The sequence below is a fragment of the Oceanithermus profundus DSM 14977 genome (assembly GCF_000183745.1).
Taxonomy (GTDB): Bacteria; Deinococcota; Deinococci; order Deinococcales; family Marinithermaceae; genus Oceanithermus; species Oceanithermus profundus.
In genome coordinates, this window is the sequence record NC_014761.1 from 531,010 (window position 1) to 556,102 (window position 25,093).

Sequence of the window (25,093 nt, forward strand, 5' to 3'; positions counted from 1 at the left end):
GGGCTTAGCTTAACCCCAGGTAGGCGAGGTAGGCCCGCACCCAGCCCGCCCCCCACCACAGCGCGATCCAGCCGCCCAGGGCCAGGTAGGGCCCGAAGGGCAGCTTGCGCCGGCGGAAGAGCAGCCCCAGCACCGCCCCCGCGAAGACGGCCGCCCCCAGCGCCACCAGGAAGGGCCCGAAGCCCAGCCAGGCCCCCAGCATCCCCGCCAGCTTGACGTCGCCAAAGCCCATGGCCACGGGCTCTTCGTCTTCCTCGTCCTCTTCTTCCTCGGGCACGAGGGCCCAGTAGAGCCCGCCGGCGAGCGCCACCACCCCGGCGGCGAGGAGCAGGTTCCACACGCTTTCCAGCACGCTCAAGGGAAGCGCGCCGTAGCTGGCCACGACCGCGCCCAGAAGCGCCGCCGTCAGGGTAAGCGCGTCGTGCAGGGGCAGCGGGCGGCGCAGTGCCAAGTTGAGGGCCACCACCGCCGCCGCGGCGGCCACCCCCCAGCCCCAGCCGGCCCAGGCGCCCACGGCCGCGGCCAGGTAGACGTGCTCGAGCCCCACCGGGAAGCCCGGCCGTCCGCTGGCCCCGCGCCGCAGCACCAGGTTGGCGTAACCGCCGATCAGCGCCAGCAGCCCCGCCGCGGCGAGCGCCCCCGACCAAGCGGCGCCCCAGCCCACCGGAAAACCCCACACCGCCGCGCCGACGAGGCCGAGCGCCAGCCCGCCGTAGGTGAGGCCGTCGGGGAGGATGTAGTGGTCGATGTCGATGAACGAAAGTGCGATCAGGAGCGCCGTGAAGGCCCAGACCAGCGCCAGTCCGGCGTCGGGGGCGGGGTGCAGCCAGGCGGCCAGGGCGAACAGCCCCCCGGTCAGCCCCTCCACCAGCGGGTAGCGCGCGCTCACGGGCGCGCCGCAGTAGCGGCAGCGGCCCCGGAACACGAGCCAGCTGAGGATCGGCACCATGTCCAGCGCCCCCAGCCGGTGGCCGCAGACGGGGCAGCGGCTGGGCGGATGAACGACGGATTCCCCTTTGGGCAGGCGGTAGATGACGACGTTGAGAAAGGACCCGATGACCGCGCCCAGGACGAAGCCAAAGAAGACGAGCATGCCCCATTCTACGGGGCCCCCGGCGGGCCCCCGGCGTTATCGCTTGGGTGTAGCCGTCCCAAAACTACACTTTTCTATCCCCCCAAACGGGGGCCCTCAGTTAGGGGTACCCAGGCGGTTTCCCGCTGTCTACCATCAAGGTGTAAGACCAAACCGCGCAAGCGGAACCAAGGGGGAATGAGAGATGAAGGGAAGCAAGAAGAACAAAGGTTTCACTCTGGTCGAGCTGGCTGTCGTGATCGTGATCATCGGCGTCCTCGCCGCGATCGCCGTGCCCCGTTTCCTGAGCACCACCGAGACCGCGGTGGACGCCCAGGTGCAGGCCACCGCCGACGCGGTGCGCTCGGCCTACTCGATCTACCTCGCCCAGAACCGCGGCACCAAGCCGACCTGCACCCAGCTGCTGAGCTCCATTGAGGAGATCCGCAGGACCGGCTCCAACACCGCGGTGGGCGTGCGCGACCCCAACCTGCAGATCCGCTGCTCGGGCAACCCCGCCTCCAGCGTGCGGGTGTACAACTCGAACGCGCGAACCTACACGAACAACAGCAGGGCCTACGTCATCAACTTCCGCTAGCCACGACGCACCGGGGGGCCCTGCGCCCCCCGGTTCCGTTTCGCCGGGAGGCGCTTTGCGAAACCGCGGATCGATCCTGCCCCTCGCACTCTTGGTACTGGCCCTGCTCTTCGTAGCCGGGCCCTTGACCCTTATGGGTCGGGGGCAGCTGCGCGCGCTCCGGGTGGCCGTGGCCGAGCGCCAGGCCAACGACCTGGCGGCGCTGGCCCTCGCCGAAGCCGTCCGGCGCCCGCCGGGGCGGTCGGTGCGGCTGCGCTGCCCCTCGCCGACGAGCCGCGACTGGCGCTTTCGCGAGGTGCGGGCGGGCGGCGAGGTGCTCGGCGAGTACGCGCTGCTCCCACTGCGCTCGCGCCGCGGCCTCGGCCGCTGGTGCGTCGCCGCACGCACCGCGGGCGGCCCGCTGAACGAAGGCGAGCGGGTCGCGGTCTACTACCGGGTCGTTACCGATTCCCGCGGCAACGTCCTGCAGCAGGAGGCGTTGCGATGAGGCGGCGTCGCGGTTTCACCCTGGTCGAGGTCACCGTCGCCCTCGTGGTGCTGGCCCTGGGGGGGGCCGCGGTGACCGCGGCCCTGCTGGGCGTCGAGCGCAGCGCCCGTGAGGCGCAGCGCCTGGGGGCGCAGCTCGCCGCGCTCGAGAACGCCGCCGAAGCCGTTCGGCGGCTGCCCGCGCCGCCGTCGCAGGAGCGCCCCTGCCCCGGCCTTCGCGCCGCCGACTACCCGGAGCTGGGCGCGTTTCGTTGCGTCGTGCGCCCGCTTCCGGGCGGGGGGCGCGCCGTCGAGGTCGTCCTCCTCGACGGCGCGGGCCGGGTCCTCGCCGCCACCGTGGGGGTGACGCGGTGAGGCGGGCGGGCGGGTTCACCCTGGTGGAGCTGGCCGTCGCGGGCCTGCTCGCCGCGATCGTGGCGCTGATGGCGGCGATGCTCTTCGTGCCCTCGGTGCGGATGTGGCAGCAGGCGCAGCAGGCCTTCGCCGTTCAGGGCGACCACCTGGCGGTGCGCAGGGCCTTCCTCGACGACGTGCACCGCGCGGTGGACGGTCGGGTGGTGCGCGGGGAGCTCGTCCTGCGCCGCAACGACGGCCGCCGGGTGTGCTACCGCTTCCGGGCGGGCCGGCTCGAGCGGGCCGAGGCGAGCCGCAGCTGCCGCTCAGACGCCTTCGCGGCCCTGACGACCCTGAACGGGTACGCGGGGCGCTTCGAGGTCACGGGTCCGGCGGTCCGGCTCCGCTTCACCCGCCTGCCCGGGGACGCCTCCCTGCCCGAGGTCTACGCGGTCACCCGCGCGGCCGCCGCACTCCGGTAAAATGGGTCCATCGCATGGCTGAGCTCTATTGCACCGCGCGTACGCTGTTCCTCTACACGACCGAGCTGATCGAGCACCCCCTCGAGGGCGTGATCAGCGGCGGCGAACCCGACTACGAACACCTGGTCGCGGAGGTGCGGGGGTTCTTGCGGGCGCAGCGCGTGCGGGGCCCCCTCTACCTGGGCCTTTCCAGCGAGTTCCTGCTGCTACGGACCGCGCTCTTTCCCGTTCTCGAGGGCTTTCCGCTGGCCGAGGCGGTGCTGGCCGAGGCCGAACGCAGCCCGTTCTGGGGTCAGCACGACCTCACGATCGACTACGAACTGCTGGACACCGTCGACGAACACCGCCGCCGCGTCCTCTTCGCGGCGATGCCGGCGCAGGCCGTGGCCGCGCTGACCCGGCGCCTGCGCCCCCGCCGGCTCGAGCCCCTGCCGCTTGCGATCTGGCGGGCCTCGCGGTCGCAGTTCGAAGGCCGCGAGAGCTGGATCGTGTTGGAGACGTTGACCAACAGCATGGCGCTCTTCGAGCAGGGCCGGCTCACCGACTTTCGCCAGCTCGCCCACCCCCTGGCCGAGGGCGGGCAGGCGCTGGTCGACGAGGTCGTGCGCTCGCTCCAGCTCTTCGGCCGCTACGAGCCGGTGGAGGCGGCCTGGCTGTTCGGGCTTCCCGAGCCGCCCCCCGCCCCCGAGGGGCTTCCCGCGCAAGAGGTCGTGCAGTCGGCCCAGCCGGGGGTGCTGAAGGCCGCCGCCTGGCGCCGGGAGCCGCCCGGCCTCGACCTGCGTCCGCGGCGGCGCCGGCTGGGGGAGGGGCTGCCGCGCGAGGCCCAGCGGGCGCTGCTGTGGTCTTCGTTCTGGCTTGCGCTGGGCGTCTCTGGCTACGCGGTGCTGAACGCTCAGCTGCAGGGGCAGCGGTCGATCAACGAGGGCCTGCGGCGGGACATCGCCCGGCTCGAGGCAGTTCGCCCCGAAGAGCAGGAGCCCCTGCCCGAGGGCGTGACCACCGGGCTGCTGGAGCGGGTGAGCGGCGCGCTGCCCGAGGGGACCTGGCTCGACGGCATCCAGGTCGACGAGTTCAAGCTGGTGCTTCGCGGGCACGCGCTCGACCCGCGCGCCCCCCAGGTGCTGGCGCGCCGGCTCGAGGCCCCGCCCGCCTGGACCCAGTGGGACGAAGAGGGCGAGGACTTCGCCTGGGAGGTGAGCCTTGAGCTACCGCAGTAAGCTGGGCGAACTGCTCCTGCGCCGCGGCTACATCACCGAGGAACAGCTCCAAGACGCGCTCCGGGAACAGGCGCGCACCGGGGAACGCCTCGGTCAGGTCCTGCTGCGCCGCGGCTACCTCAAGGAGGAGGACCTGGTGCGGGCGCTGGCCACGCAGCAGCAGGCCGAGGTCGTCCACCTCGGCCAGGTCGAGGCCGACCCCGAGGCGGTGGCGCTCGTCGACGACCGCTTCGCCCGCAAGCACCTGGTCTTCCCCTACCGCCTCGACGGGCACCGGCTCTACGTGGCCATGGCCAACCCCGGCGACCTCAAGCTGATCGACGAGCTGCGCTACATGACCGGGCGCGAGATCGTTCCCCAGCTCGCCTCGGACTCCGAGATCCTGCACGCCCTGAACCGGGCGCTCGGCCGCGCCACGATCGAGGAGGCGCGGCCCGCCAACCCCGCGCCCCTGGAGGAGGCCCTGCCCGAACCGGAGGCTTCCCCCGCGGTGCGCACCGCCGACGCCCTGCTGCGCGACGCGATCGCCGCGGGGGCGTCGGACCTGCACCTGGACCCGGCGGAACACCAGCTCGTCGTGCGCATGCGCGTCGACGGGGTGTTGCAGGAGCTCCGGCGCCTTTCCAAGGACGAGGCTCCGGCGGTGGTGGCGCGGTTCAAGATCCTGGCCGGGCTCGACATCGCCGAGCGCCGCCGCCCCCAGGACGGGCACTTCTCCTTCGTCTACGAAGGCAAGCGCCACGAGGTGCGGATCGCCAGCGTGGGCACGCTCTGGGGCGAGCAGGTCGTCTTGCGCATCATCTACCCCACGGCCGTCCGCCTCGGGCTCGAGCAGCTGGGGATGTTCCGTCCGGAGCTGGAGAAGTTCAGCAAGCTGGTGCGCAGCCCCCACGGCATCCTCTTCGTCACCGGCCCCACGGGCTCGGGGAAGACGACGACGCTCTACGCCGCGCTCGAGCACATCTACACCCCCCAGCGCAACTTCATCACCATCGAGGACCCCGTCGAGTTCCCGCTCGAGGGCGTCAACCAGATCCCGGTGCAGCCACGCATCGGGCTCGGCTTCGCCCAGGTGCTGCGGGCGGCGCTGCGCCTCGACCCCGACGTCATCCTGGTGGGCGAGGTGCGCGACACCGAGACCCTGGACACCGCGTTGCGCGCGGCCCTGACCGGGCATTTCGTCCTCGCCACCCTCCACGCCAACGACGCCCTTTCGGCGGTCAGCCGCCTGATCGAGATGGGCGCCGAGCGCTACCTGCTGGCGTCGACCCTGCGCGGCATCGTCGCCCAGCGTCTGGTGCGCCGGGTCTGCCCCCAGTGCGGCGAGTGGCGGCCGCTCACCGAGGAGGAGCGCTGGTTCCTGAGCGGCGAGGCGCCCCCCAAGGAGCGGCGCGGCCAGGGCTGCAGCTACTGCCGCAACACCGGGTACACCGGGCGGCTGGGCCTCTACGAGGTCTTCGCCTTCGACCGCGAGAGCCTGCGCATCGTGGGCGAGGGCGAGGGGGAGCCGGCGCTGCGGGCGTACGCCGAGAAGATCGAGCACCGCACCCTGCGGGAGATCGGCCTGCTGCAGGTGCGCGAGGGGCAGACCACCGTCGAGGAGCTGATGCGGGTGTTGGGGATGCTGGAGGCCTAGATGCGCTACCTCTACCTGGCCAGCGACGAGAGCGGAACCCGCACCGCCGAGGGCGTGATCGAGGCCGAGAACCTGCAGGAGGCCCGCCGCCGCCTGCGCGAGATGGGCCTCTTCCCGCTGCGCCTGGCGCCCGCCGGACGCCGCCGCCGCCACCGGAGGCCGGGCAGCGGCGATCTGGTGCTCTTCATGGAACAGTTCGCCACCCTGATCGGGGCGGGGGTGAGCCTGGTGCAGGCGCTGCACACCCTCAGCCTGCAAAGCCCCCACCCCACGTTGCGCCACGCCGCCCAGCAGGTGCGCAGCCGGGTCGAGGGGGGCGCGGGGCTGGCCGAGGCCATGGGGGAGTTCCCCGAGGCCTTCCCCCCGATCGTGGTGCGCATGGTCGCCGCGGCCGAGCTGAGCGGCTCCCTCGAGGAGACGCTGCGCCGCGTCGCGCGCTACCTGGACGACGCCTTCGAGCTGCAGCAGAAGATCCGTTCGGCGCTCACCTATCCGTTCTTCGCGATCACGATTGTGCTCCTCGCGGTGGTGGCGCTGCTCGTGGTGGTCGTGCCCGTCTTTCAGAAGCTCTACGCCGGCGCCGGCGCCGAGCTCCCGGGGATCACCCTGGCGCTGCTCGCCGTTTCCGACGCCGTCCGCCGCTACGCGCCGCTCATTCTCCTCGGCGCCGTCCTTCTGGTCTGGGCCTTCCGGCGGTGGCGCGCCACCCCCACCGGCGGCTACCTCATCGACCGCGCGCTCCTGGGGCTGCCCGTCTTCGGGCCGATCGCACACAAGAGCGGGCTCGCCCGTTTTGCCCGCACCCTGGCCACCCTCTACGCCAGCGGCATCAACATCCTGGCGGCCCTCGACGCCGCGCGCGACCTGGCCGGCAACCGCTACGTCGCCGCGCTGATCGACGAGGTGCAGGACCGCATCGCCAAGGGCGAGTCGCTCTCGCAGGCGCTCTCGCACGAGCCCGAGGTCTTCGTCCCCATGTTCACCCGCATGGTGAGCATCGGCGAGGAGTCGGGCGAGCTCGACCGCATGCTCGACCAGGTGGGGCACCACCTCGAACGCGAGGTGGACCACACCACGAAGCGGCTCTCCGGCATGATCGAGCCGGTCATGACGGTGGTCCTGGGCGTGATCGTCCTCTTCGTGGCACTCGCCCTCTACCTGCCGCTCTTCGAGCTCCCGGGTAAGGTGATGGGCCGATGAACGGAAGCCGCTGGTACGCCTGGCTGCCCGCGCTCGTCTTCTTCGCCGCCGTGGCGCTTTTGGGGCTGACCGCCTGGGAGTTGCGTCAGGCGCAGCTCGAGGAGGGGCGGCTGCGCGCGCGCTTCGAAGAGCTGCTCCGGGTGCCCGAGACGCTGCCCAAGCGCGCCGCGCCCCTCGACCCCGCGCAGCTGCCCGAGGTCTACCGCGAGCTGATCGACCGCGCCCTGGAGCTGGGGCTCGAGGTGCGGGAGGTCAACCCCGGCATCGAAGACGGCCTGCTCATCGTCGAAGGCGGCTTCCAGGAGGCCTACGCGATGCTCGAGGTGGTGCGGGCGATGGACCGCCCCCTCTGGGTCAAGGGCATCGAGATCAACCGCCTGGACGACGAGGGCCGCCGCCTCTCGGTCACCTACACCCTGGGCGTGAGGATCGCGCCCCCCGAAGACGGCTTCGGGTCGGACGCCGCCCCCTAGCGGTCCTTCGCTTAATAAAAACAGTAACTGGAACAAAAATGTTGGATTCGACCCTTTATAAGAAGACTTCGTAAGCGGTATTCGTGCTAATTAGACCCGGTCGAGACGATTGGTAGCGCAACCGTGCGTCGGCTACAAGGTGTTAACCTTACGTTTATTTCGCCAAAATAAAGTAGGATCGATAGCAATGCGCGGCTTTCTCCTCCTCTACGCCCACCAGGACCTCTCGGGCCTGCCGGCCCTTACCGCGCACGCCAGCGCCGCCTCGCTGGGCTCGGTGGTCGCCCTCGACGCGCCGCTGCCGCGGATGTCGGCGCGGGCGCTGGCCCCGAACGTCGACCTCTTGACCTCGCCGCGGCCGCGCGGCCCGGTGGTGGCCCTGCGCCTGCTGCTGCGCTACGCGCTGACGCGGTCCCAGCCCGACGACGTCTACGTCTTCGCCCCCGCTTCGGCGCGCCTCTCGGCCGCCGAACTGGCCGAGATCGTGGCGTTGCTGCGCGCCTCCGCCGATACGGTGGTGCTGGGCGTCGGCAAGGGCAACGCCATGGCGCCGTGGTTCTGGCCGGTGCGGATCGGGATGGGCGGGCGGGCGCGCCCGGCCCCCGAGCGCGCCGCCTGGGTCTACCCCGAGACCCTGATCGCCCACCTGCTCGCCGTGCGGGCCGGCCACCTCAAGCGCCTCGCGCTCTTCGATCCCGTGCTTGTGCGGCAGCACCCCTCGGCCCCGGTCGTCGACCTGGCCCTGAACCTGCGCCGTTTGGGGCTGGCGCGGCTCGAGTACCGCCTCCACGACGCGGTGCGAAGCTGGGAGGGGCCGGTCGGCTACGTGGAGATGATGCGGCAGGGCGTGCGTTCGCTGATGTTCCACCGGGGATCGGCGGACCTGCCGCTCTACGAGGGCGCGCTGCTGCGGGCGCTCGAGCACGCCTCGCGCCGCCTGCCGCGCGTCCGCCTCTTCGACGAGGCCGGAAAGTTCCTGCACGCCGCCCCGCGGATGACCCGCGCCGCACCGGAGGAGCTCTTCCCCCTGGCGCTTCGGCGCCTGCTCGCCCAGGGGTTCGTGGAGGGGGACCGTTTCGGTTACACCCTGGCCATGCAGGCGTGGAGCGACCTGCTCTTCTGAGCGACCGGCCGCGCGCCGCGGCCCCTCCGGAAGGGGTTGCGTGCGCGATGCTGAGTTGTGTTAGTATCACCGAAATACGGTAATTGCAAAAAGGTTACTTGATGGAAGAGGCTCCAGAAACGACACCCAACCCCCCGTACAACCGGGTCCCAGGTACGTGCAGCGTGCGTCCGAGGGTACCTTCGTCCGCGTGCCGGATCCAGGGTGGCGGTTGATGCCTCGCCCGGTAACCCCGCAAGCGTGGAGGCACCTTCTGGACATGTCGGTGAAGCTGAATCGAGCCAAGACGTTGGAGGAGATCGCGGACCTGGGCCTGGAGTTCCTGCTGCGCCTGGCCCATCTGGAAACCGGCTGGATGGTGATCGAGGAGGCCGAGGGCTTCCGCCTGGTCGCCGCGCGCAACCTGCCGCCGGGCCTGGAAGCGGACGATCGGTCGGTGCTGACCTCGGGCGGCTGCACCTGCCAGCAGCTCTTCGTGAGCGGCCGCCTCAAGACCACCGGGCAGTTCGTGGAGTGCGAGCGGTTGCAGCGGGTCGCCGAGGCCGGCGAGCGCCTTTCCGAGGCGGAACGCCGCACGCTCTCGGGCGGCTTGGGCCGCCACCTGAGCATCCCGCTGCTCGCCGGGGGCGAGCGTCTGGGAATCGCCAACCTCGCCTTCCCCCACGGGTTCGAACCCCCGCAGGAGCTCTATCAGGTGCTCACGCTCGCCGGCGCGGCCCTGGGTTCGGCCATTCACCGGGGCCTGCTGCTCGAGCGCCAGCAGCACCAACGTTCGGACCTCGAGGAGCGCCTGCTCCACCTTTCCAAGGAGCTGCTGAAGAGCGACGCCCTGGACGACCTCAAGCGGGTGCTGGCGAGCGAGATGCAGGCGCTGGGCCCGCTGGCGCCGCTCGAACTGGCGGTGCTCTGGCGTCCCCAGGGCCGGGGTTTTCCCAAGGAGCTGGAAGGGGTGCACCGCATCCTCGTGGGCGGGGTGTCGCCCGACCCGGCCGGGCGCCTCGCCCGCGCCCTGGAGGCGGGCGAGGCGCCCACCGAGGCCACCTGGGACGGCGCCGTCGGGCTCTTCCCGCTGCGCGTCCAGGCCACGCCCGCGCTCCCCTTCGAGGGCGCCCTGCTCGTGCGCCTCGAGCGCGCCCCCGAAGACCGGCGCCTGGCCAACTGGGCCTACGGGATGGCGGCGGAGCTGATCGCTGCGGCGATCGCGCGGCTGCTCTCGCAGGAGCGGCTGCGCTACCTCTCGTTCCACGACCCGTTGACGGGCCTGCTCAACCGGCGCGGCTTCATGGAACACCTGCGCACCGCGCTGCCGCTCGCGGCCCGGGAGCGCTGGAACCTGGCGGTGGCCATGGTCGACATGGACGACTTCAAGCTCTACAACGACCGCTTCGGCCACCTCGCCGGCGACCGCCTGCTGCGGGAGGCGGCGCGGGTCATGAAGGAGCACCTGCGGGCCAGCGACGTGGTGGCCCGCATCGGGGGCGACGAGTTCGCCCTGCTGCTGCAGAACACCACCATCGAGGGGGCCGGTTTCGCGCTCGAGCGCATCCGCGAGGCGATGGCGAAGATGCCCTACGCGGGGGTCTCGATCGGGGTCGCCTTCTTTCCCGACGACGCCCAGGAGCCCGAAGAGCTGCTGCGTTCGGCCGACCTTGCGCTGTACGACTCGAAGACCCAGAAGCGGGTGGTCTTCGTCGCGCCCGGCTTGCGCGAACGCTTCAAGCGGCGGCTGCGCCTCGAAAGCGCCATCGAGGCGGCGCTGCGCAGTCCGGACCTGCCGGGTTTCTCTTTGCACTTCCAGCCGCGCTACGACGTGGATCGGCGGCGCGTTTCCGCCTTCGAGGCGCTGCTGCGCTTCCACGGGCCCGCGGGTCCGGTTTCGCCACTCGAGGTTTTCGCGATCGCCGCCGAACGCGGCTGGATGATGGACCTCACCCGCTTCGTCCTCACGGAGGCGCTCGGGTTCTACGCCGCGCACCGCGACTGCATCCCCGCCGGAGTGCGGGTCGGGGTGAACGTACCGCCGGCGCTGCTGGTGCCCGAGCTGCTGGACCTCGTGCAGGCGACGCTGGAGGAGCACGGCCTCGGCCCCGAGGTGCTCGAGCTGGAGGTCACCGAGGAGGTGATCGCGCACGACGACACCCCCTGGGCCGTGCTCGAGGAGCTGGGCCGGTTGGGGGTGCGGCTCGCGCTCGACGACTTTGGCTCGGGCTTTTCCAACCTGGGCCGCCTGGTCACCCTGCCGATCCAGGTGCTCAAGCTCGACCGCAGTTTCGTGGAGCTGCTGACCACGCACAACGAACGCGGCGTGCCCGCGGTGCGCGGCATCGTCGCGATGGGGCTGGACATGGGGCTGGTGGTGGTGGCCGAGGGGGTGGAGTCGGACGAGGCGCTCGAGCGGGTGCGCGCCGCCGGCGTTCGCGAGGTGCAGGGCTACGTGCTCTCGCGGCCCGTGCCCCCGCGGGAGCTGCTCGAGCGCAACTTCGCCTGAGCCCGCAACGCGAAGGAGCGCTCCCGGCCGGGAGCGCTCCGAAGCTTTGGCGGGCCCGAGAGGATTCGAACCCCTGACCTGCTGATCCGTAGTCAGCCGCTCTATCCAACTGAGCTACGGGCCCAAGCAAAGGTTAATCTACCCAGCCACCGGGGGTTTGTCAAGGCGGGCACGCCTCAGAGCGCCAGGTAGGCGAACTCCAGCAGGTTCAACGTCAGGTGCGCGAAGAACGGCGCCAGCACGCTCCCCCTCCAGAGGAAGAACGCACCGAAGAGCGTGCCCAGCACGCCACCGGTGAGCACCATGTACCAGAACCCGCCGGCCCAGTGCAGCAACCCGAAGAAGACCGCGCTCAGGCCCACCGCCGTGCCGGGCGCCAGCCGCATCTGCAGCCGCTCGAGGGCGAAGCCGCGGTAGAGGCTTTCCTCGGCGAAGGGCGCGAGCAGCACGTTGGCCGCGAAGAAGACCGCCGCTCCAGGCCCGAACGCGGCCTGCACCCCGCCCGGGGGAACGTAGTCGCCGAAGGTGCGTTGCAGGAAGAGGTGCAGGGGCTCGAGCCCCACCGGGTAGAGCAGGCCGAGGGCCGCGCCCGCGGCGACGCCGACGGCGATCTCTACGGTCGCACGACCGGGACGGAGCGGCTTCCAGCCGAGCGCCCGCCAGCCGCCGCGACGGAGCACGAGCAGCACCAGGCCCAGCATCCCCAGCTGCACCACGAGCAGCACCTGCGGCAGCGAGCCCTCCACCGCGGCGGTCACGGCCTCCGGATCCCGGGCGCCGGACAAGCCCGCGAGGACCGAAGCGCCGGCGAGCGCGAGCAGGAAGAAGAAAGGCGGCGCCAGCAGCCAAGGCAGCACCTCCCGTATGGCCGTGAAGCCCGCGGCGCGCCGGCTCACCTCCCGACCCCGTAGTCGCGGCGGGCCACCTCGGCCAGCGCGGCGTCCGCCGGGGTGGGCTCGAGCCCGAAACGGGCGGCGATCTTGGCGCTGTCGAACACGTAAGGACGGTCGTACTGGTAGAGCATCTCCACCGTCTCGCGCACCAGGGGCTGGAACAGCCCGGCGAGCCGCGCCATCGCCGGCGTGATCACCTGCAGCCCCGGTCGGATGCCGAGCGCCGCGGCCACGCCCTCCACCCAGGCGCGGCCGGTGCGGGCCTCGCCGCTCGGCAGGTGCCAGACCTCGCCGTACGCCGCGTCGCTCGCGCCCAGTAGCGCGAGTGCGCGGGCCGCGTCGGGCAGGTAGGTGAAGTTGTGGGGCCGGTCGGCCGAGGCGAACCAGATCGCCTTCCGGCCGCGGCTCAAGGGTTCGAAGGCCAGGAAGTTGAGCACCCCGCTCCAGGGCTTTCCGTAGCCGAAGAAGTCGGCGCTGCGGGCGATAAGGGCTTCGATCTCGCCCCGCTGCATCGCCTCCTGCACCATCCGGGCGACGCGGGCACGCACCCGCCCCTTGCGGCTCACCGGCCGCACCGGCGTGGCCTCGGTCATGCGGCTCAGGTGGTCCGGGTCGTACATGTAGACGTTGTCGAAGAAGACGAGGCGGGCTTCGTGGCGGCCGCAGGCGCGGATCACGTTTTCCATTACGCGTGGCCAGTCGCGCGCCCAGACCGCGGCGCGGTAGGGGAGGCCCACGGTCAGGTAGCAGACCGTACTGCCCGCGACGGCGCGCTCGGTGGCCTCGGGGTCGGTCAGGTCGGCCGTCCGCGCCTCCACGCCCGGCCTTTCCGCCCCCGGGTTTCGGCGAACGAGGCGCAGCGGCCGGCCCTGCTTCTCGAGTTCGGCTGCGAGGGCGCGCCCGACGGGCCCGCCCGCGCCAAGAATGGTTTCCACGATCGACCTCCGACGCGAGTCTAGCCCAAAGTGATGACAATGTAAAGTACTTTGCATTGCAAAGTACATGGCAGGACCTTCACGATCGTCTGCGGTCGTGGGCAAGGGCATCCAGCGAGAAGCGAGCTGCTCGCGGCACGAACGGTCAGGCCCGCGGGTCTGCCGAACCCCGCCCGTCCTTGACAAACCGCGCCCCCGCGGGTAGATTATCCCTTGCTTGGGGCCGTGGCGCAGTTGGGAGCGCGCCTCAATGGCATTGAGGAGGTCAGGGGTTCGAATCCCCTCGGCTCCACCAGAACCCGGGGCTCAGGCCCCGGTTTTTACTCGGGCGGCCGGGCTCCTTGATTAAAGGGGGTCCGCCCGCTACAATGGAAAGTCGGCAGGCCTTCTGGCCTTTTGGAGGACGCATTCATGTACGCGATCATCAAGACCGGTGGCAAACAGTACCGCGCCGAAGAGGGTGCGATCCTGCGCGTCGAAAAGCTGGACGCCCAGCCGGGCGAGAAGGTGGAGTTCGACGTGCTGATGGTCGGCGGCGACAAGGTCAAGGTGGGCAACCCCACCGTCAAGGGCGCGAAGGTCGTGGCCGAGGTGCTGCGCACCGAGCGCGGCAAGAAGATCACCGTCGCCAAGTTCAAGGCCAAGACCAACTACCGCCGCAAGAAGGGCCACCGTCAGTGGTTCACCGAGCTGCGGGTCGAGAAGATCCGCCTGCGGGCGGCGCGCAAGAAGAAGGACGACGAAGCGCAGGCCGAGGAGTAGACCATGGCACACAAAAAAGGACTCGGTTCCACCAAGAACGGTCGCGACTCGCAGTCGAAGCGCCTGGGCGTGAAGCGCTTCGGCGGCCAGGTCGTGAAGGCGGGGAACATCATCGTGCGTCAGCGCGGCACCAAGTTCAAGCCCGGCAAGAACGTGGGCCTGGGCCGCGACTTCACCCTCTTCGCCCTCGTGGACGGGGTGGTGGAGTTCCAGGACAAGGGCCGCCTGGGGCGCTACGTCTCGGTTCGTCCGCTCGAGGGTTAGGCCCCGCCCGGGAAGCCCCGGGCCTATAAAATGTTCCGCGATACGCTCGAGATCACCGTCGCCGCCGGTCACGGAGGCGACGGTGTCGTCAGCTTCTTCCGCGAAAAGTACATTCCCAAGGGCGGCCCCGACGGCGGCGACGGCGGCCGCGGCGGCAGCGTCTACCTGAAGGCGGGTTCCGGCGTCGACTCGCTGGCCAAGCTCTCCAAGCGCACCTACAAGGCCGAGCGCGGCCAGCACGGCAAGGGCAAGGGCATGGACGGCCGCGCCGGCAAGGACCTGGTCATCGAGGTGCCCCTGGGCACCCGTGTCTACGACGCCGACACCGGCGAGCTGCTCGCCGACCTGGTGGAGGAGGGGCAGACCGCCCTCGTCGCCCGCGGCGGCGAGGGCGGGCTCGGCAACGCCCACTTCGCCACCGCCACGCGCCAGGCGCCGCGCTTCGCCCTGGGGGGGCTGCCGGGCGAAAAGCGCCGGTTGCGGCTCGAGCTGCGCCTGATCGCCGACGTGGGCCTGGTGGGCTACCCCAACGCCGGCAAGTCGAGCCTGCTGGCGGCGCTGACCCGCGCCCGCCCCAAGGTGGCCGACTACCCCTTCACCACCCTCAGCCCCAACCTGGGCGTGGTCGAGGGCGAACTGGAGCGCTTCACCCTGGCCGACATCCCCGGCATCATCGAGGGCGCCTCCGAGGGCAGGGGGCTGGGCCTCGACTTCCTGCGCCACATCTCGCGCACCCGCCTGTTGCTCTACGTCCTCGACGCCACCCGCGAGCCGCGGGCCGCGCTCGCGGCGCTGCGGCGCGAGGTGGGCGCCTACGACCCCGACCTGCTCCGGCGCCCCAGCCTGGTGGCGCTCAACAAGGTCGACCTGCTGGACGAGGCCGCCGTTCGTGAGCGGGTGCACGCGCTCGCGGCCGAAGGACTCGCGGTGGTGCCCACCTCGGCGGTGACGGGGGCGGGCCTGGACGAACTGAAGCAGGCCCTCTTCCAGCTGCTTCCGGCGGCGCCCCAGCCGACCACCCCTCCGGGCCCGCGGGTGCGCGAGGAAGTGCCCGCGCTCGAGGTGCGTGAGGTCGAGGAGGGCGTCTTCGAGGTGCACGCGCCCGAGCTGGAGCAGCTGATCGGACGCATCCGCGGCGAGCTCTTCGAGGCCGCGGAGTGGCTGCAGGGCGAGTTCCGCCGGCGCGGCGTGGAGCCGGCGCTGAAGGCGCGCGGCGTGCGCGCCGGCGACACCGTGCGGATCGGCGACCTCGAGTTCGAGTACATCCCGGAGGGCTAGATGCGCATAGGACTTTTCGGCGGCAGCTTCGATCCGGTGCACATGGGGCACCTGCTCGCCGCCAGCGAGTCGGCCGATCGCCTCGAGCTGGACGAGGTCCACTTCGTCACCGCCGCCCGTCCCCCGCACAAACGGCCGGTGGCCCCGGCCGAGGCGCGCCACGAGATGGTGGTGCTGGCGACGATCCTGGACCCGCGGTTCCGCACGAGCCGGCTCGAGCTCGACCACCCCGGCCCCACCTTCACCGTGGAGACGCTGCGCCGTGCGGCGCGGCGCTGGCCGGGGGCCGAGCTCTTCTTCATCACCGGGGCCGACGCCTACCGCGACCTGGCGACCTGGCGCGAGCCCGAGGCGCTCGTCGAACTCGCGCAGATGGTGGCCGTGAGCCGGCCCGGCTACGACCTGAGCCGGATCGACCCCTTCTTCCGCGAGCGGGTGCGGCCGATCGAGATTCCCGGCTACGACATCTCCAGCACCGAGATCCGCCGCCGCATCGCCGAGGGGCGGTCGGTGCGCTACCTGGTCCCCTACGAGGTGGAGGTCTACATTGCCAAGCACCGACTTTACCGAGAAGCTCGCTGAACGCGTTCGCCGGCGGGTTTCCCCGGAGCGCTGGGCGCACATCGTCCGCGTCGCCGACCTGGCCCGGCAGCTCGCCGAGGCCGCCGGCGCCGACGGGGAGCGCGCCTGGCTGGCCGGCATCCTGCACGACGTCGCCCGTGAGTTGCCCGAGGAGGAGCTGCTCGCCCTCTGCCCGCCCGAGAACGAGGTCGAGGCCGCCCACCCCCGCGCCCTGCACGGCTGCGCCGGCCGCAAGATCGCGGCGGAGTGGGGGGTGAGCGATCCGGAGGTGCTCGAGGCCATCGAGGGCCACGTATGGGGCGTCTCGCCCGCGAACCCCATCGGCATGGCCGTCTACGTGGCCGACGTCAGCGAGCCGGGCCGTGGGGTCAACGAGGACCTGCGCCGGCGCGCCCTCGCGGGCGACCTGGAGGGGGCCTACGCCGAGGCGGTGGCGCGCAAGGTGGCCTACCTGAAGGCTAAGGGGATTCCCATCCACCCCCGTACACTGAAGGCGTATGCCGAAGCGCACGCGTAGACGCCTGATCCTGCTGGGCCTCACCCTCGTCGCGCTGGCCGTCCTAATCGTCGTCTGGCCGCACGCGAGCCGCAGCCTGACCCGCCAGGGGGCGGGGGGCGCGCCCGAGCTGAGCCTGGTGCTGGCGGCGCGCGACATCGAGTACTGCGGCCCCGCCACCCCCTGCGGTCCTGGCAGCCGCACCGACACCATCTTCTACGTGCGCCTCCTGGGGAACCGCGCCTGGGTGGTGGCCATCCCCCGCGACACCTACGTGGAGTTCAATGGGTACAAGGGCAAGATCAACGCGGTCTACGGCTTCGAGGGGGCCCGGGGGCTGGCGCAGGCGGTGGAGCAGGTGCTCGGGCTTCCCGTGGACCACTACGCGGTGATTACCCTCGACCTGGCCGCCCGCGCCGTGGACGCGGTGGGGGGCGTGACCGTCTACCTGCCCGACGAAATGAACTACGACGACAACGCCGCGAACCTGCACATCCACATTCCCGCGGGGCGGCAGCACCTGGACGGCCAGGAGGCCGTGGGCTACATGCGCTTCCGCGGCTGGGTGGGCGATGACCTGAGCCGCCTCGACCGCATCAAGGAGGTGGTGCTGCAGGTGCTGAAGCGCGCCCTCAGCCCCGCCAACTGGCCGCGGGTGCCGGGCATGGTGCGCGACTTCTGGGCCGACATGGAGACCGACGTCGACGTGGGCCAGGTGCTGGCGCTGCTTCCGGGCCTGCGGGGGCTGGAGCTGAAGACGGCCACCCTGCCCACCCGCGAGGAGGGGGTCTACCTGGTCTTCGACGACGCGATGCGGCGCTCCTTCCTGGCGGCCTTCCTGGGCATCGACGCCCGGCCCTCGGTGCCGCCGCCCGACGCGCGGGTCCTCGTTCTCGACGGCAGCGGCGCGGGGCTGGGCGCGGCCTACGCGCGGGGGCTCGAGCGGCTGGCGCTGCCCGCGCCCGAGGTGCGCCGGATCCGCCTGCAGGAGGCCAGCAAGGTGCTGGTGGACACCGCGCTCGAGGCCGGCGGTTACTACGCCGAGGCCGTGCACCTGCCGCTCGTCTCGCGCTTCCGCCTCTACTACGACGCCGACGTGGTCATCGTGCTGGGCCGCGATCTGGTACCCTAAGGACGAATGGTGAAGACGATCGATGCGGTAGAACTGATCACCAAGATCACCCAAGCCCTGGAAGACAAGAAGGCCGAGAACGTGGTGGCGCTGGACCTGCGCAAGGTCTCGGACTCGCTCGACTACTTCGTGATCGCCACCGGCACCAGCCAGCCGCACCTGCAGGCGCTGCAGGACCACGTCCAGGAGAAGCTGCGCGAAGGGGGCATCCGCCCCGACGCGGTCGAGGGGCCCTCGAGCCGCTGGTGGCTGCTCAGCTACGGGCCGGTGCTGGTGCACATCATGAGCCCCGAGGCGCGCGACTACTACGACCTCGAAGGCTTCTGGGCCGACGCCGAACGCCTGGAAATCTGATCCCGTGAAAGGCCGCTGGGCCGAGGACGCCGCGCTCGAACACCTGCTCGCGCGCGGGTACGCCCTGGTGGCGCGCAACCGCCGCACCCCCTACGGCGAGATCGACCTCTGGATGGAGCACGAGGGCGTGCCGGTCTTCGCTGAGGTCAAGCAGCGGGCCTCGGGCCGCTACGGCACGCCGCTCGAGAGCATCCGCCCCTGGAAGCTCGAGCGCATGAGGAAGAGCGCCCTCTACCTGCTGGGCCGCGAGGACGTGCGCGTGCGCTTCCTGGCCGTGCTGGTCTCGGGCACCCGCGAGGCCTGGCGCATCGAGCTGGTGCCCCTCGAGTGAGGCTTTACAGAAGCTTTACCTTATGGGTCCACCCTTGATCCAGGAGGTGATGAGGCATGATGGGATGGTGGGGACCTGGATACGGCATGGGCGGTTGGGGCTTCCTCTGGGGTCTGCTCTGGTTCGCGCTGATCGCCTGGGGGATCTACACCCTGGTGAAGATCGCCGGCCAGGGGGGTTTCCAGGGCGGAAGCTCCAGCAAGCAGGACGCGGCCCTCGAGCTCTTGCGCAAGCGCTACGCGCGGGGTGAGATCGACAAGGAGACCTACGAACGCATGAAGCGCGACCTGGAGGAGTAAGGTTTGGCCAAGATCCTGATCGTGGACGACGACCCGGCGATCCGGGAGATCCTCCGGGCCTACCTGAGCCACGAGGGCTACGAACTCAGCGAGGCGGCCGACGGGGTGAGCGCTCTGGCGCTCGCCCCCGCCGCCGACCTGGTGGTCCTCGACCTGATGCTGCCCGAGATGGACGGGCTGGAGGTGGCGCGGCACCTGCGGCGCGACTTCCCCGAACTGCCCATCCTGATGCTGACGGCGCGCGGCGAGGAGGAGGAGCGGGTGCGCGGCTTCGAAGAGGGCGCCGACGACTACGTGACCAAGCCCTTCAGCCCGCGTGAGCTGGTGGCGCGGGTGCGCGCCCTGCTCAGACGTTCCGGCATCCACGACCGCCTCGTCTACGGCGATCTGGAGATCGTGCCGGGGAGCCGCGAGGTCTACCTCGCGGGGCGGCCGGTGGAGCTCTCCAAGCTCGAGTTCGACCTGCTGCTCACGCTGGCGCAGCACCCGGGCATGGTCTTCAGTCGCGAGCGGCTCCTGGAGCGCGTCTGGGGCAGCGACTTCTTCGGGGTCGAGCGCGTGGTGGACGTGCACGTCGCCTCGCTGCGCAAGCGCCTGGGCGACGAGCCCGACCGGCCCCGTTTCATCGAGACGGTGCGCGGCGTGGGGTATCGTTTCAAAGAGACGGAATGAAGCTCTTCCCCAAGCTGTTCCTCAGCCACCTGCTCGTCGTGATCATCGCCGAGGCGGCGGTCTTCGTGCTGGTCGAGTTCTTTGCGCCGCGTTTCTTCGCCGAGCACGTGGCCCGCATGGTGCACATGGTGCAGATGATGGGGATGGGGCCGATGGCCGAGAGCCTGCGGATCGACCTGGAAAACGGGCTTTCGGCCACGCTCACCTCGGCGCTGCTGGTTTCGCTGCCGCTCTCGGCGCTGCTGGCGGCGGTGACCGCCTACTGGGTCAGCCGCCGGCTGGCCCGCACCGCCAACCTGCTGGCCTCGGGCAGCCGCCGCATGGCGAGCGGCGACTACCGGCTCCGCCTCCCCGTCGAGGGCCGCGACGAGCTCGCCGAGCTGGCCGTGCACTTCAACAACCTGGCCGAGGCGCTCGACCGGGTGGAGCAGAGCCGGGTCGAGCTGATCGGAAACGTGGCCCACGAGCTGCGCACCCCGCTGGCGGCGCTGCAGGGCTACGCCGAGGCGGCGGCCGACGGGGTGATGCCGCCGGAGGCGGTGGCGCGCGCGATCAACCGCGAGGTGGCGGCGATGCGCCGCCTCGTCGAGGACCTTTCCCTGGTTTCCCGGGTCGAGGCGGGCTCGGTCGAGCTGGAGCTGGCGCCCCACGACCCCGCAGTGCTGGTCCGCGCCGCGCACGACCGCTTCGCCAGCGTCTTCGCCTCTGCGGGGGTGGAGCTGCGGCTCGAGCTGCCCGCGGAGGGGTTGCCGCCGGTGCGGGCCGACGCCGGCCGCACCGACCAGGTGCTCGCCAACCTGCTCTCGAACGCCCTGCGCCACACCCCCGAGGGGGGCACGGTCATCCTCCGGCTCGAGCCCCAGGGCGGCTTCGCCCGCTTCTGCGTGCGGGACACCGGTCCGGGAATCCCCGAGGCCTACCAGCAGCGCATCTTCGAGCGCTTCTTCCGGCTCGACGCCGCCCGCAGCCGCGGTTCCGGCGGCAGCGGGGTGGGGCTCACGGTCTCGAAGGGGCTGGTCGAGGCCATGGGTGGGCAGATCGAGCTGCGCTCCCGCCCCGGCGAGGGCGCCGAGTTCTGCTTCACCCTGCCCTTTGCAAAAGCTTAACAATCCTTCCCTAACCTGTCCGACATGAAACGATATACCGCAATCGCGTTGCTGGTGGCCGGCCTGGTGCTGGTCTGGTGGACGTTCGGCCCCAAGGATCAGGACCCCTTCGCAAGTGCGCTCGCCGGCGCGGACGCCGAGGAGGCGATGGCGCTCGCCAACGCCTGGAAGCAGGAAGGCAAGGGGGTGCAGAGCTACGTGACCCCCGAGGCGGTCGTCTTCCGCCTCAGCGAGAGCCGTGAGGTGAAGGTGCCCCTGCCGGACGACCGCATGGTCGTGGCCGTGGCGCCCTACGTCAGCTTCACCCACCGCTGCGAGGTGCACTTCATGTCGAGCTGCCAGGGGGAGCTGGCGGGCGAGAAGGTGTGGATCCGGGTAGAGGACGAGGGCGGCCGGGTCGTGCAGGAGGGCGAGGTCACGCTGCTGCCCAACGGTTTCGTCGAGCTCTGGCTGCCGCGCGGGCAGCGCTACGCCTTCACCGCGCGCTATGGCGGCCTGGAGGCCCGGAAGACCCTCACGACCTTCGCCAACAGCCCCACCTGCGTGACCGACGTACCGTTAAAGGAGACGCCTAGTGACGAAAGCTAAACACAGCCGCAGAACCTTCCTGGCCATGAGTGCCGGCCTCGCCGGCCTGGGCCTGGGCCTCCCGGCCCGGGCCCAGACCCGGGCCCCCGACCCCGACGTCTTGGTGAGCCGGGGGGGTGCGATCGAGGTGGACCTCGAGGCCCGGTTCGGGCCCACCCGCCTTGCGGGGCGGAGCGCCCGCCTCTTCAGCTACGGCGGCCGGGTGCCGGGGCCCCGCATCGAGGTGCGGCCCGGAGACGAGGTCACGCTCCGGTTCAGCAACGCCCTGCCGGAGCCCACGAACCTGCACTTTCACGGCCTGCACGTGCCGCCGACCGGGAACGCCGACAACATCTTCCTGGAGATCCCCGCGGGCGAGCGGCTGACCTACCGTTTCAAGATTCCCGAGAACCATCCGGCGGGCACGTTCTGGTACCACCCGCACCTGCACGGGCTGGTGGCCAAGCAGGTCTTTTTGGGGATGGCCGGCCTCTTCGTGGTGCGGGGCGAACTCGACCGCATCCCGGAGGTGGCGGCGGCGCGCGAGCAGTTCGCCGTCCTCAAGGACTTCGAGGTCGCCGGCGGGCGGGTGCCGCCGCCCAGCCCCATGGAGTTCGTGCGCGGCCGCGAGGGCTCGCTGGTGACGGTGAACGGCGAGGTGGAGCCCGAATGGACGGTCGAGCGGGACGGCCTGCTGCGCCTGCGCCTGCTCAACGCTTCGACGGCGCGCTTCTACCGTTTGAAGCTCGAAGACCACCCGCTCTACCTGATCGCCACCGACGGCGGCGCGCTCGAGGAACCCTACGAGCTGGACGAGCTGTTGCTCGCCCCGGGCGAACGCGCCGAGGTGCTGGTGCGCGGCGAACGCGAGCCCGGGCGCTACACCCTCTGGGCCCTGCCCTACAACCGCGGGAACGGTGGCATGGGCATGGGCGGGGGCATGATGGGCGGCGCGGGGGGCGACACCCGCCCGCGGCCGCTCGCCCACCTGGTCTATGCGGGGCGGCGGAAGACCCCGCTTCCCCTGCCCGAACGCACCGGCCGGGTACCCGAGCTGGGCGCGCCGGTGCGCCGCCGACGTTTCGTCCTGGGGCACAGCATGCAGCCGGGCCGGGGGATGGTCTTCACCATCAACGGCCAGGTCTTCAACCCGGGCCGGATCGACACCCCGGTGCGGCTGGGGACCGTCGAGGAGTGGGAGATCGCCAACATGGGCGTCCTCGACCACCCCTTCCACCTGCACACCAACCCCTTCCAGATCGTCTCCCGCGGCGGGCGCCGCGAGCGGCTGCGCGCCTGGAAGGACACCGTGCTGGTGCCGGTGCGGCAGTCGGTGCGGTTCCGGGTCGCCTTCGAGGACTTTCCCGGCAACGCCGTCTACCACTGCCACATCCTCGAGCACGAGGACCTGGGCATGATGGGCATCGTTCGTTTCGAGGAGGGGGCGTGATGGGCAAGAAATCCAAGAAAGACCGCAGCCGCAAGGCGCGCCGGGCCGGCGCGGCGGTCCTGCCGCGCCGGCGCGGCCTGCCCTGGTTTCCGATCGCGCTGGCGGCCCTGGCGGCGTGGGGCGGTTACACCCTGTGGCAGGGGCGCGCCACGGCCGCCGGCTTCGACCGCTACCTGGCCGAGGGGCAGGGGCGCGAGCTGGCGGTGGAGGAGCAACCCTCGCTGGGCTCGGCGCACCTGCAGCCCGGGGCCCGTTTCCGCTACGGCGAGCCCACCCCCACCTCGGGGCCCCACAGCCCCTACGACCTGCCGCCGGGCTTCTACACCAAGCCCCAGTCCGTGGAGCGGCTGGTGCACAACCTCGAGCACGGGAACGTCGTCGTCTACTACGACGCCGCCGACCCCGGCACCCTCAGGCTGCTGAAGGCGTGGGCGCGCACCTTCGACGGGCCGATGGACGGGATCGTCGTCGCGCCCATGGAGGGCCTGGGCCGCAAGGTGGTGCTGACCGCCTGGCAGAAGAAGCTGGTCCTCGAACCCTTCGATCCCGCAGCGGCGGCCGTCTTCATCGACGCCTACCGCGGCCGCGGCCCCGAAGCCAAGGTACGTTAGAGGTTTCTCAGGGGCCTGGAGTAGGCTAAAGACGATCCCCGCAACCCACCCCCCCAGGGGTGGGTGCAGCGCAAAGGAGGCACGATGAAGGACCACAAACACGACGACGCGGCGCATGCGGCGCACGAGAAGCACGCGCACGCGCAGCACAAAGACGAACCCGCCGGCCACGAAGGTCACGAAGGCCATGGCGAGGCGGGCCACGACGGGCACGCCGGGCACGAAGGCCACGGCGCTCGGTCCGGCCACGAGGGCCACGGCGAGCACGACGGCCACGGCGGGCACGACAAGCACGCGGGGCACGACCCCGAGATGTTCCGCCGCCGGTTCTGGCTGAGCCTGGCGCTCACCGTCCCCATCCTCTACTTCTCCCCGCAGCTGCAGGCCTGGCTGGGTTACACCGCCTGGGACGTGGCCTGGGGGCGCTGGGTCGGCCCGGTGCTGGGTTCGATCCTCTACTTCTACGGCGGGGGCCCCTTCCTCGAGGGGGCGGTGCGCGAGTTCCGCCACCGCGTCCCGGGGATGATGAGCCTGATCGCCCTGGCCATCAGCGTGGCCTACGCCTACAGCCTGGCGGTCTCCTTTGGCTTCCCCGGCAAACCCTTCTACTGGGAGCTCGCGACGCTGATCGACGTGATGCTGCTCGGCCACTGGATCGAGATGAAGAGCGTGCAGCAGGCCCAGGGGGCGCTCGAGGCGCTGGCCAAGCTGATGCCCACCACCGCGCACCGGGTGGTGGGGGAGAAGGTCGAGGACGTCCCGGTGAGCGAGCTGCGCGAGGGCGACGTCATCATGGTGCTGCCCGGGGAGCAGGTGCCCGCCGACGGCGTCATCGTCTCGGGGCGCACGACGCTGAACGAGGCCTTCCTCACCGGCGAGTCGAAGCCGGTGGAGAAGCAGGCGGGCGACGAGGTGGTCGCCGCCGCCATCAACAACGACGGTGTGATCCAGGTGAAGGTGACCCGCACCGGCGAGGCCACCACCCTCTCCCAGATCATGCGCTTGGTCAAGGAGGCGCAGCAGGCGCGCAGCCGTTTCCAGGCCCTCGCCGACCGCGCCGCTTCGTGGCTCTTCTACGTCGCCGTCGTGGTGGGCGGCGGGGCCTTCGGGGTCTGGCTCGCCCTGGGGCAGCCGTTCGACTTCGCCCTGGGCGTTGCCGTGACCACGCTGGTCATCGCCTGCCCCCACGCGCTGGGTCTGGCCATCCCGCTGGTCAACGTCAACGCCACCGCGCTGGCTGCCAAGAACGGCGTGCTGGTGCGCAACCGCGAGGCCTTCGAGCGCGCCCGCGACATCCGCGTCGTGGCCTTCGACAAGACCGGCACCCTCACCGAAGGCCGCTTCGCGGTGAGCCGGGTGGCCGCGGCCGCGATCACGGAGGACGAGCTGCTGGCCCTGGCGGCCGCGATCGAGCGGCAGAGCTCCCACCCGCTCGCCGACGCGATCGTCGAGGCCGCCGAGGAGCGCGGCGTCCAACTGCCCGCGGCCGTTGAGGTCCAGGCCGTCCCCGGACAGGGCGTCGTGGGCACGATCGACGGCCGCAAGGTCTACGTGGGCCGGCCCGAGTGGACCGACGAGTTCGGGCTCGCGCTCGATCCGGTGCGCGCGGCCGTGACCACCGCCGAGGAGCGCGGCGAGAGCCTGATCGTCGTCTTCGAGGAGGGGCGCGTCCTCGGGGCGCTGGCGCTCGCGGACCGGGTGCGCGACAGCGCCCGCACCGCGGTGGCCCGTCTGCTCGAGATGGGCGTGGAGCCGGTGATGATCACCGGCGACGCCGAGGCCGTGGCCCGCACCGTCGCGGGGGACCTGGGCATCCGCCGCTACTACGCCCGCGTCATGCCCCAGGACAAGGCGCGCATCGTCCGCGAGCTCAAGCAGCTCGGCCACGTCGCCTTCGTGGGGGACGGCATCAACGACGCCCCCGCGCTGGTGGAGGCCGATCTGGGCGTCGCCATCGGCGCCGGAACCAACGTGGCCATCGAGTCGGCGGACCTGGTCCTGGTGGAGAACGACCCCCTCGACGTGGTGCTGGCGCTCAAGCTGGCCCGCGCCACCTACCGCAAGATGGTCGAGAACCTCGTCTGGGCCACGGGGTACAACGTGGTGGCCATCCCGCTGGCGGCCGGCGTGGCCTACGGCTGGGGCATCCTACTCAACCCGGCCGTGGGGGCGATCTTCATGAGCCTCTCGACCGTGGTCGTTTCGCTCAACGCCATCGCCCTGCGCCGGGCCAAGCTGGCCTGACCCCTCTAC

28 protein-coding genes and 2 tRNA genes are annotated in these 25,093 nt (G+C 71.2%); 26 read left to right on the forward strand and 4 right to left on the reverse strand.

What is annotated here, in order from left to right; translation table 11 throughout:
• Positions 1 to 4 precede the first annotated feature (4 nt).
• Complete coding sequence (locus OCEPR_RS02615) at positions 5 to 1,093, reverse strand: prepilin peptidase (protein ID WP_013457153.1); 1,089 nt, start codon at positions 1,091 to 1,093, stop codon at positions 5 to 7.
• A gap of 184 nt (positions 1,094 to 1,277) precedes the next feature.
• Here OCEPR_RS02615 and OCEPR_RS02620 point away from each other — a divergent pair, with 184 nt between their 5' ends.
• The 10 genes from OCEPR_RS02620 (at position 1,278) to OCEPR_RS02665 (ending at position 11,108) form a co-directional block, all read left to right on the forward strand.
• Positions 1,278 to 1,670: a type II secretion system protein gene (locus OCEPR_RS02620; RefSeq protein WP_013457154.1), complete on the forward strand. Its 393-nt coding sequence runs from the start codon at positions 1,278 to 1,280 to the stop codon at positions 1,668 to 1,670.
• A gap of 55 nt (positions 1,671 to 1,725) precedes the next feature.
• Positions 1,726 to 2,157: a hypothetical protein gene (locus tag OCEPR_RS02625; protein ID WP_013457155.1), complete on the forward strand. Its 432-nt coding sequence runs from the start codon at positions 1,726 to 1,728 to the stop codon at positions 2,155 to 2,157.
• The gene (locus OCEPR_RS02630; RefSeq protein ID WP_013457156.1) at positions 2,154 to 2,510 is read left to right on the forward strand and encodes a type II secretion system protein; all 357 of its coding nucleotides are present in this window, start codon (positions 2,154 to 2,156) and stop codon (positions 2,508 to 2,510) included. Before OCEPR_RS02625 ends, OCEPR_RS02630 begins: the two co-directional genes overlap by 4 nt.
• Positions 2,507 to 2,971, forward strand: a complete 465-nt coding sequence (locus tag OCEPR_RS02635) for a prepilin-type N-terminal cleavage/methylation domain-containing protein (RefSeq protein WP_013457157.1) — start codon at positions 2,507 to 2,509, stop codon at positions 2,969 to 2,971. Before OCEPR_RS02630 ends, OCEPR_RS02635 begins: the two co-directional genes overlap by 4 nt.
• Before the next feature lie 14 nt (positions 2,972 to 2,985).
• The gene (locus tag OCEPR_RS02640) at positions 2,986 to 4,188 is read left to right on the forward strand and encodes a PilN domain-containing protein (protein ID WP_013457158.1); all 1,203 of its coding nucleotides are present in this window, start codon (positions 2,986 to 2,988) and stop codon (positions 4,186 to 4,188) included.
• Positions 4,172 to 5,824: a GspE/PulE family protein gene (locus OCEPR_RS02645; RefSeq protein WP_013457159.1), complete on the forward strand. Its 1,653-nt coding sequence runs from the start codon at positions 4,172 to 4,174 to the stop codon at positions 5,822 to 5,824. The genes OCEPR_RS02640 and OCEPR_RS02645 overlap by 17 nt, the downstream gene beginning before the upstream one ends.
• Positions 5,825 to 7,024 carry a type II secretion system F family protein gene (locus OCEPR_RS02650; protein ID WP_013457160.1) on the forward strand — a complete coding sequence of 400 codons (1,200 nt, stop codon included), beginning with the start codon at positions 5,825 to 5,827 and terminating at the stop codon, positions 7,022 to 7,024.
• The gene (locus OCEPR_RS02655) at positions 7,021 to 7,497 is read left to right on the forward strand and encodes a hypothetical protein (protein ID WP_013457161.1); all 477 of its coding nucleotides are present in this window, start codon (positions 7,021 to 7,023) and stop codon (positions 7,495 to 7,497) included. Before OCEPR_RS02650 ends, OCEPR_RS02655 begins: the two co-directional genes overlap by 4 nt.
• Positions 7,498 to 7,684: 187 nt before the next feature.
• Entirely contained in the window at positions 7,685 to 8,620 is a 936-nt protein-coding gene (locus tag OCEPR_RS02660; RefSeq protein ID WP_013457162.1) for a hypothetical protein, read from the forward strand.
• A gap of 259 nt (positions 8,621 to 8,879) precedes the next feature.
• Positions 8,880 to 11,108, forward strand: coding sequence for a bifunctional diguanylate cyclase/phosphodiesterase (locus OCEPR_RS02665; protein ID WP_013457163.1), 2,229 nt, complete (start codon positions 8,880 to 8,882; stop codon positions 11,106 to 11,108).
• A gap of 47 nt (positions 11,109 to 11,155) precedes the next feature.
• On the opposite strand, the gene OCEPR_RS02670 is transcribed toward OCEPR_RS02665, so the two are convergent.
• The 3 genes from OCEPR_RS02670 to OCEPR_RS02680 form a co-directional block, all read right to left on the reverse strand.
• Positions 11,156 to 11,232, reverse strand: a tRNA-Arg gene (locus OCEPR_RS02670).
• Between the two features lie 52 nt (positions 11,233 to 11,284).
• Positions 11,285 to 12,004: a CPBP family intramembrane glutamic endopeptidase gene (locus OCEPR_RS02675; protein ID WP_013457164.1), complete on the reverse strand. Its 720-nt coding sequence runs from the start codon at positions 12,002 to 12,004 to the stop codon at positions 11,285 to 11,287.
• Entirely contained in the window at positions 12,001 to 12,936 is a 936-nt protein-coding gene (locus tag OCEPR_RS02680) for an NAD-dependent epimerase/dehydratase family protein (RefSeq protein ID WP_013457165.1), read from the reverse strand. Before OCEPR_RS02680 ends, OCEPR_RS02675 begins: the two co-directional genes overlap by 4 nt.
• A 219-nt stretch (positions 12,937 to 13,155) precedes the next feature.
• On the opposite strand from OCEPR_RS02680, the gene OCEPR_RS02685 reads away from it, so the two are divergent.
• From OCEPR_RS02685 to OCEPR_RS02760, 16 genes are all read left to right on the forward strand, one after another.
• Positions 13,156 to 13,231, forward strand: a tRNA-Ala gene (locus tag OCEPR_RS02685).
• Positions 13,232 to 13,347: 116 nt separating this feature from the next.
• Positions 13,348 to 13,698 carry a 50S ribosomal protein L21 gene (gene rplU / locus OCEPR_RS02690; RefSeq protein ID WP_013457166.1) on the forward strand — a complete coding sequence of 117 codons (351 nt, stop codon included), beginning with the start codon at positions 13,348 to 13,350 and terminating at the stop codon, positions 13,696 to 13,698.
• Positions 13,699 to 13,701: 3 nt separating this feature from the next.
• Entirely contained in the window at positions 13,702 to 13,962 is a 261-nt protein-coding gene (gene rpmA / locus OCEPR_RS02695; protein WP_013457167.1) for a 50S ribosomal protein L27, read from the forward strand.
• A gap of 30 nt (positions 13,963 to 13,992) precedes the next feature.
• A complete protein-coding gene (gene obgE, locus OCEPR_RS02700; protein ID WP_013457168.1) occupies positions 13,993 to 15,240 on the forward strand; it encodes a GTPase ObgE in 1,248 nt (415 codons plus the stop codon).
• Entirely contained in the window at positions 15,241 to 15,822 is a 582-nt protein-coding gene (nadD, locus tag OCEPR_RS02705) for a nicotinate-nucleotide adenylyltransferase (protein ID WP_013457169.1), read from the forward strand.
• The gene (gene yqeK, locus OCEPR_RS02710) at positions 15,788 to 16,339 is read left to right on the forward strand and encodes a bis(5'-nucleosyl)-tetraphosphatase (symmetrical) YqeK (RefSeq protein ID WP_013457170.1); all 552 of its coding nucleotides are present in this window, start codon (positions 15,788 to 15,790) and stop codon (positions 16,337 to 16,339) included. The genes nadD and yqeK overlap by 35 nt, the downstream gene beginning before the upstream one ends.
• Positions 16,320 to 17,450, forward strand: coding sequence for an LCP family protein (locus OCEPR_RS02715; RefSeq protein ID WP_013457171.1), 1,131 nt, complete (start codon positions 16,320 to 16,322; stop codon positions 17,448 to 17,450). The genes yqeK and OCEPR_RS02715 overlap by 20 nt, the downstream gene beginning before the upstream one ends.
• 6 nt (positions 17,451 to 17,456) lie before the next feature.
• A complete protein-coding gene (rsfS, locus tag OCEPR_RS02720; protein ID WP_013457172.1) occupies positions 17,457 to 17,804 on the forward strand; it encodes a ribosome silencing factor in 348 nt (115 codons plus the stop codon).
• A gap of 4 nt (positions 17,805 to 17,808) precedes the next feature.
• On the forward strand, positions 17,809 to 18,135 hold the full coding sequence (locus OCEPR_RS02725; protein WP_013457173.1) for a YraN family protein: 327 nt from the start codon (positions 17,809 to 17,811) through the stop codon (positions 18,133 to 18,135).
• A gap of 56 nt (positions 18,136 to 18,191) precedes the next feature.
• Entirely contained in the window at positions 18,192 to 18,434 is a 243-nt protein-coding gene (locus OCEPR_RS02730; protein ID WP_013457174.1) for an SHOCT domain-containing protein, read from the forward strand.
• 3 nt (positions 18,435 to 18,437) lie between these two features.
• The gene (locus tag OCEPR_RS02735; RefSeq protein WP_013457175.1) at positions 18,438 to 19,106 is read left to right on the forward strand and encodes a response regulator transcription factor; all 669 of its coding nucleotides are present in this window, start codon (positions 18,438 to 18,440) and stop codon (positions 19,104 to 19,106) included.
• Complete coding sequence (locus OCEPR_RS02740; RefSeq protein WP_013457176.1) at positions 19,103 to 20,212, forward strand: sensor histidine kinase; 1,110 nt, start codon at positions 19,103 to 19,105, stop codon at positions 20,210 to 20,212. Before OCEPR_RS02735 ends, OCEPR_RS02740 begins: the two co-directional genes overlap by 4 nt.
• A gap of 24 nt (positions 20,213 to 20,236) precedes the next feature.
• A complete protein-coding gene (locus OCEPR_RS02745) occupies positions 20,237 to 20,800 on the forward strand; it encodes a CueP family metal-binding protein (RefSeq protein WP_013457177.1) in 564 nt (187 codons plus the stop codon).
• Positions 20,787 to 22,229, forward strand: a complete 1,443-nt coding sequence (locus OCEPR_RS02750) for a multicopper oxidase family protein (protein ID WP_013457178.1) — start codon at positions 20,787 to 20,789, stop codon at positions 22,227 to 22,229. Before OCEPR_RS02745 ends, OCEPR_RS02750 begins: the two co-directional genes overlap by 14 nt.
• A complete protein-coding gene (locus tag OCEPR_RS02755) occupies positions 22,229 to 22,840 on the forward strand; it encodes a thioredoxin-like domain-containing protein (protein ID WP_013457179.1) in 612 nt (203 codons plus the stop codon). Before OCEPR_RS02750 ends, OCEPR_RS02755 begins: the two co-directional genes overlap by 1 nt.
• Positions 22,841 to 22,924: 84 nt before the next feature.
• Positions 22,925 to 25,084, forward strand: coding sequence for a copper-translocating P-type ATPase (locus OCEPR_RS02760; RefSeq protein WP_013457180.1), 2,160 nt, complete (start codon positions 22,925 to 22,927; stop codon positions 25,082 to 25,084).
• Positions 25,085 to 25,093 lie beyond the last annotated feature (9 nt).

Coding starts and splice junctions, on each gene's coding strand:
- OCEPR_RS02715 (WP_013457171.1), top strand. CDS start 16,320: ATGCCGAAGCGCACGCGTAGACGCCTGATCCTGCTGGGCCTCACCCTC.
- OCEPR_RS02655 (WP_013457161.1), top strand. CDS start 7,021: ATGAACGGAAGCCGCTGGTACGCCTGGCTGCCCGCGCTCGTCTTCTTC.
- OCEPR_RS02755 (WP_013457179.1), top strand. CDS start 22,229: ATGGGCAAGAAATCCAAGAAAGACCGCAGCCGCAAGGCGCGCCGGGCC.
- OCEPR_RS02740 (WP_013457176.1), top strand. CDS start 19,103: ATGAAGCTCTTCCCCAAGCTGTTCCTCAGCCACCTGCTCGTCGTGATC.
- obgE (WP_013457168.1), top strand. CDS start 13,993: ATGTTCCGCGATACGCTCGAGATCACCGTCGCCGCCGGTCACGGAGGC.
- OCEPR_RS02745 (WP_013457177.1), top strand. CDS start 20,237: ATGAAACGATATACCGCAATCGCGTTGCTGGTGGCCGGCCTGGTGCTG.
- OCEPR_RS02665 (WP_013457163.1), top strand. CDS start 8,880: ATGTCGGTGAAGCTGAATCGAGCCAAGACGTTGGAGGAGATCGCGGAC.
- OCEPR_RS02650 (WP_013457160.1), top strand. CDS start 5,825: ATGCGCTACCTCTACCTGGCCAGCGACGAGAGCGGAACCCGCACCGCC.
- OCEPR_RS02615 (WP_013457153.1), bottom strand. CDS start 1,093: ATGCTCGTCTTCTTTGGCTTCGTCCTGGGCGCGGTCATCGGGTCCTTT.
- rsfS (WP_013457172.1), top strand. CDS start 17,457: ATGGTGAAGACGATCGATGCGGTAGAACTGATCACCAAGATCACCCAA.
- OCEPR_RS02760 (WP_013457180.1), top strand. CDS start 22,925: ATGAAGGACCACAAACACGACGACGCGGCGCATGCGGCGCACGAGAAG.
- OCEPR_RS02630 (WP_013457156.1), top strand. CDS start 2,154: ATGAGGCGGCGTCGCGGTTTCACCCTGGTCGAGGTCACCGTCGCCCTC.
- rplU (WP_013457166.1), top strand. CDS start 13,348: ATGTACGCGATCATCAAGACCGGTGGCAAACAGTACCGCGCCGAAGAG.
- rpmA (WP_013457167.1), top strand. CDS start 13,702: ATGGCACACAAAAAAGGACTCGGTTCCACCAAGAACGGTCGCGACTCG.
- OCEPR_RS02730 (WP_013457174.1), top strand. CDS start 18,192: ATGATGGGATGGTGGGGACCTGGATACGGCATGGGCGGTTGGGGCTTC.
- nadD (WP_013457169.1), top strand. CDS start 15,241: ATGCGCATAGGACTTTTCGGCGGCAGCTTCGATCCGGTGCACATGGGG.
- OCEPR_RS02640 (WP_013457158.1), top strand. CDS start 2,986: ATGGCTGAGCTCTATTGCACCGCGCGTACGCTGTTCCTCTACACGACC.
- OCEPR_RS02620 (WP_013457154.1), top strand. CDS start 1,278: ATGAAGGGAAGCAAGAAGAACAAAGGTTTCACTCTGGTCGAGCTGGCT.
- OCEPR_RS02660 (WP_013457162.1), top strand. CDS start 7,685: ATGCGCGGCTTTCTCCTCCTCTACGCCCACCAGGACCTCTCGGGCCTG.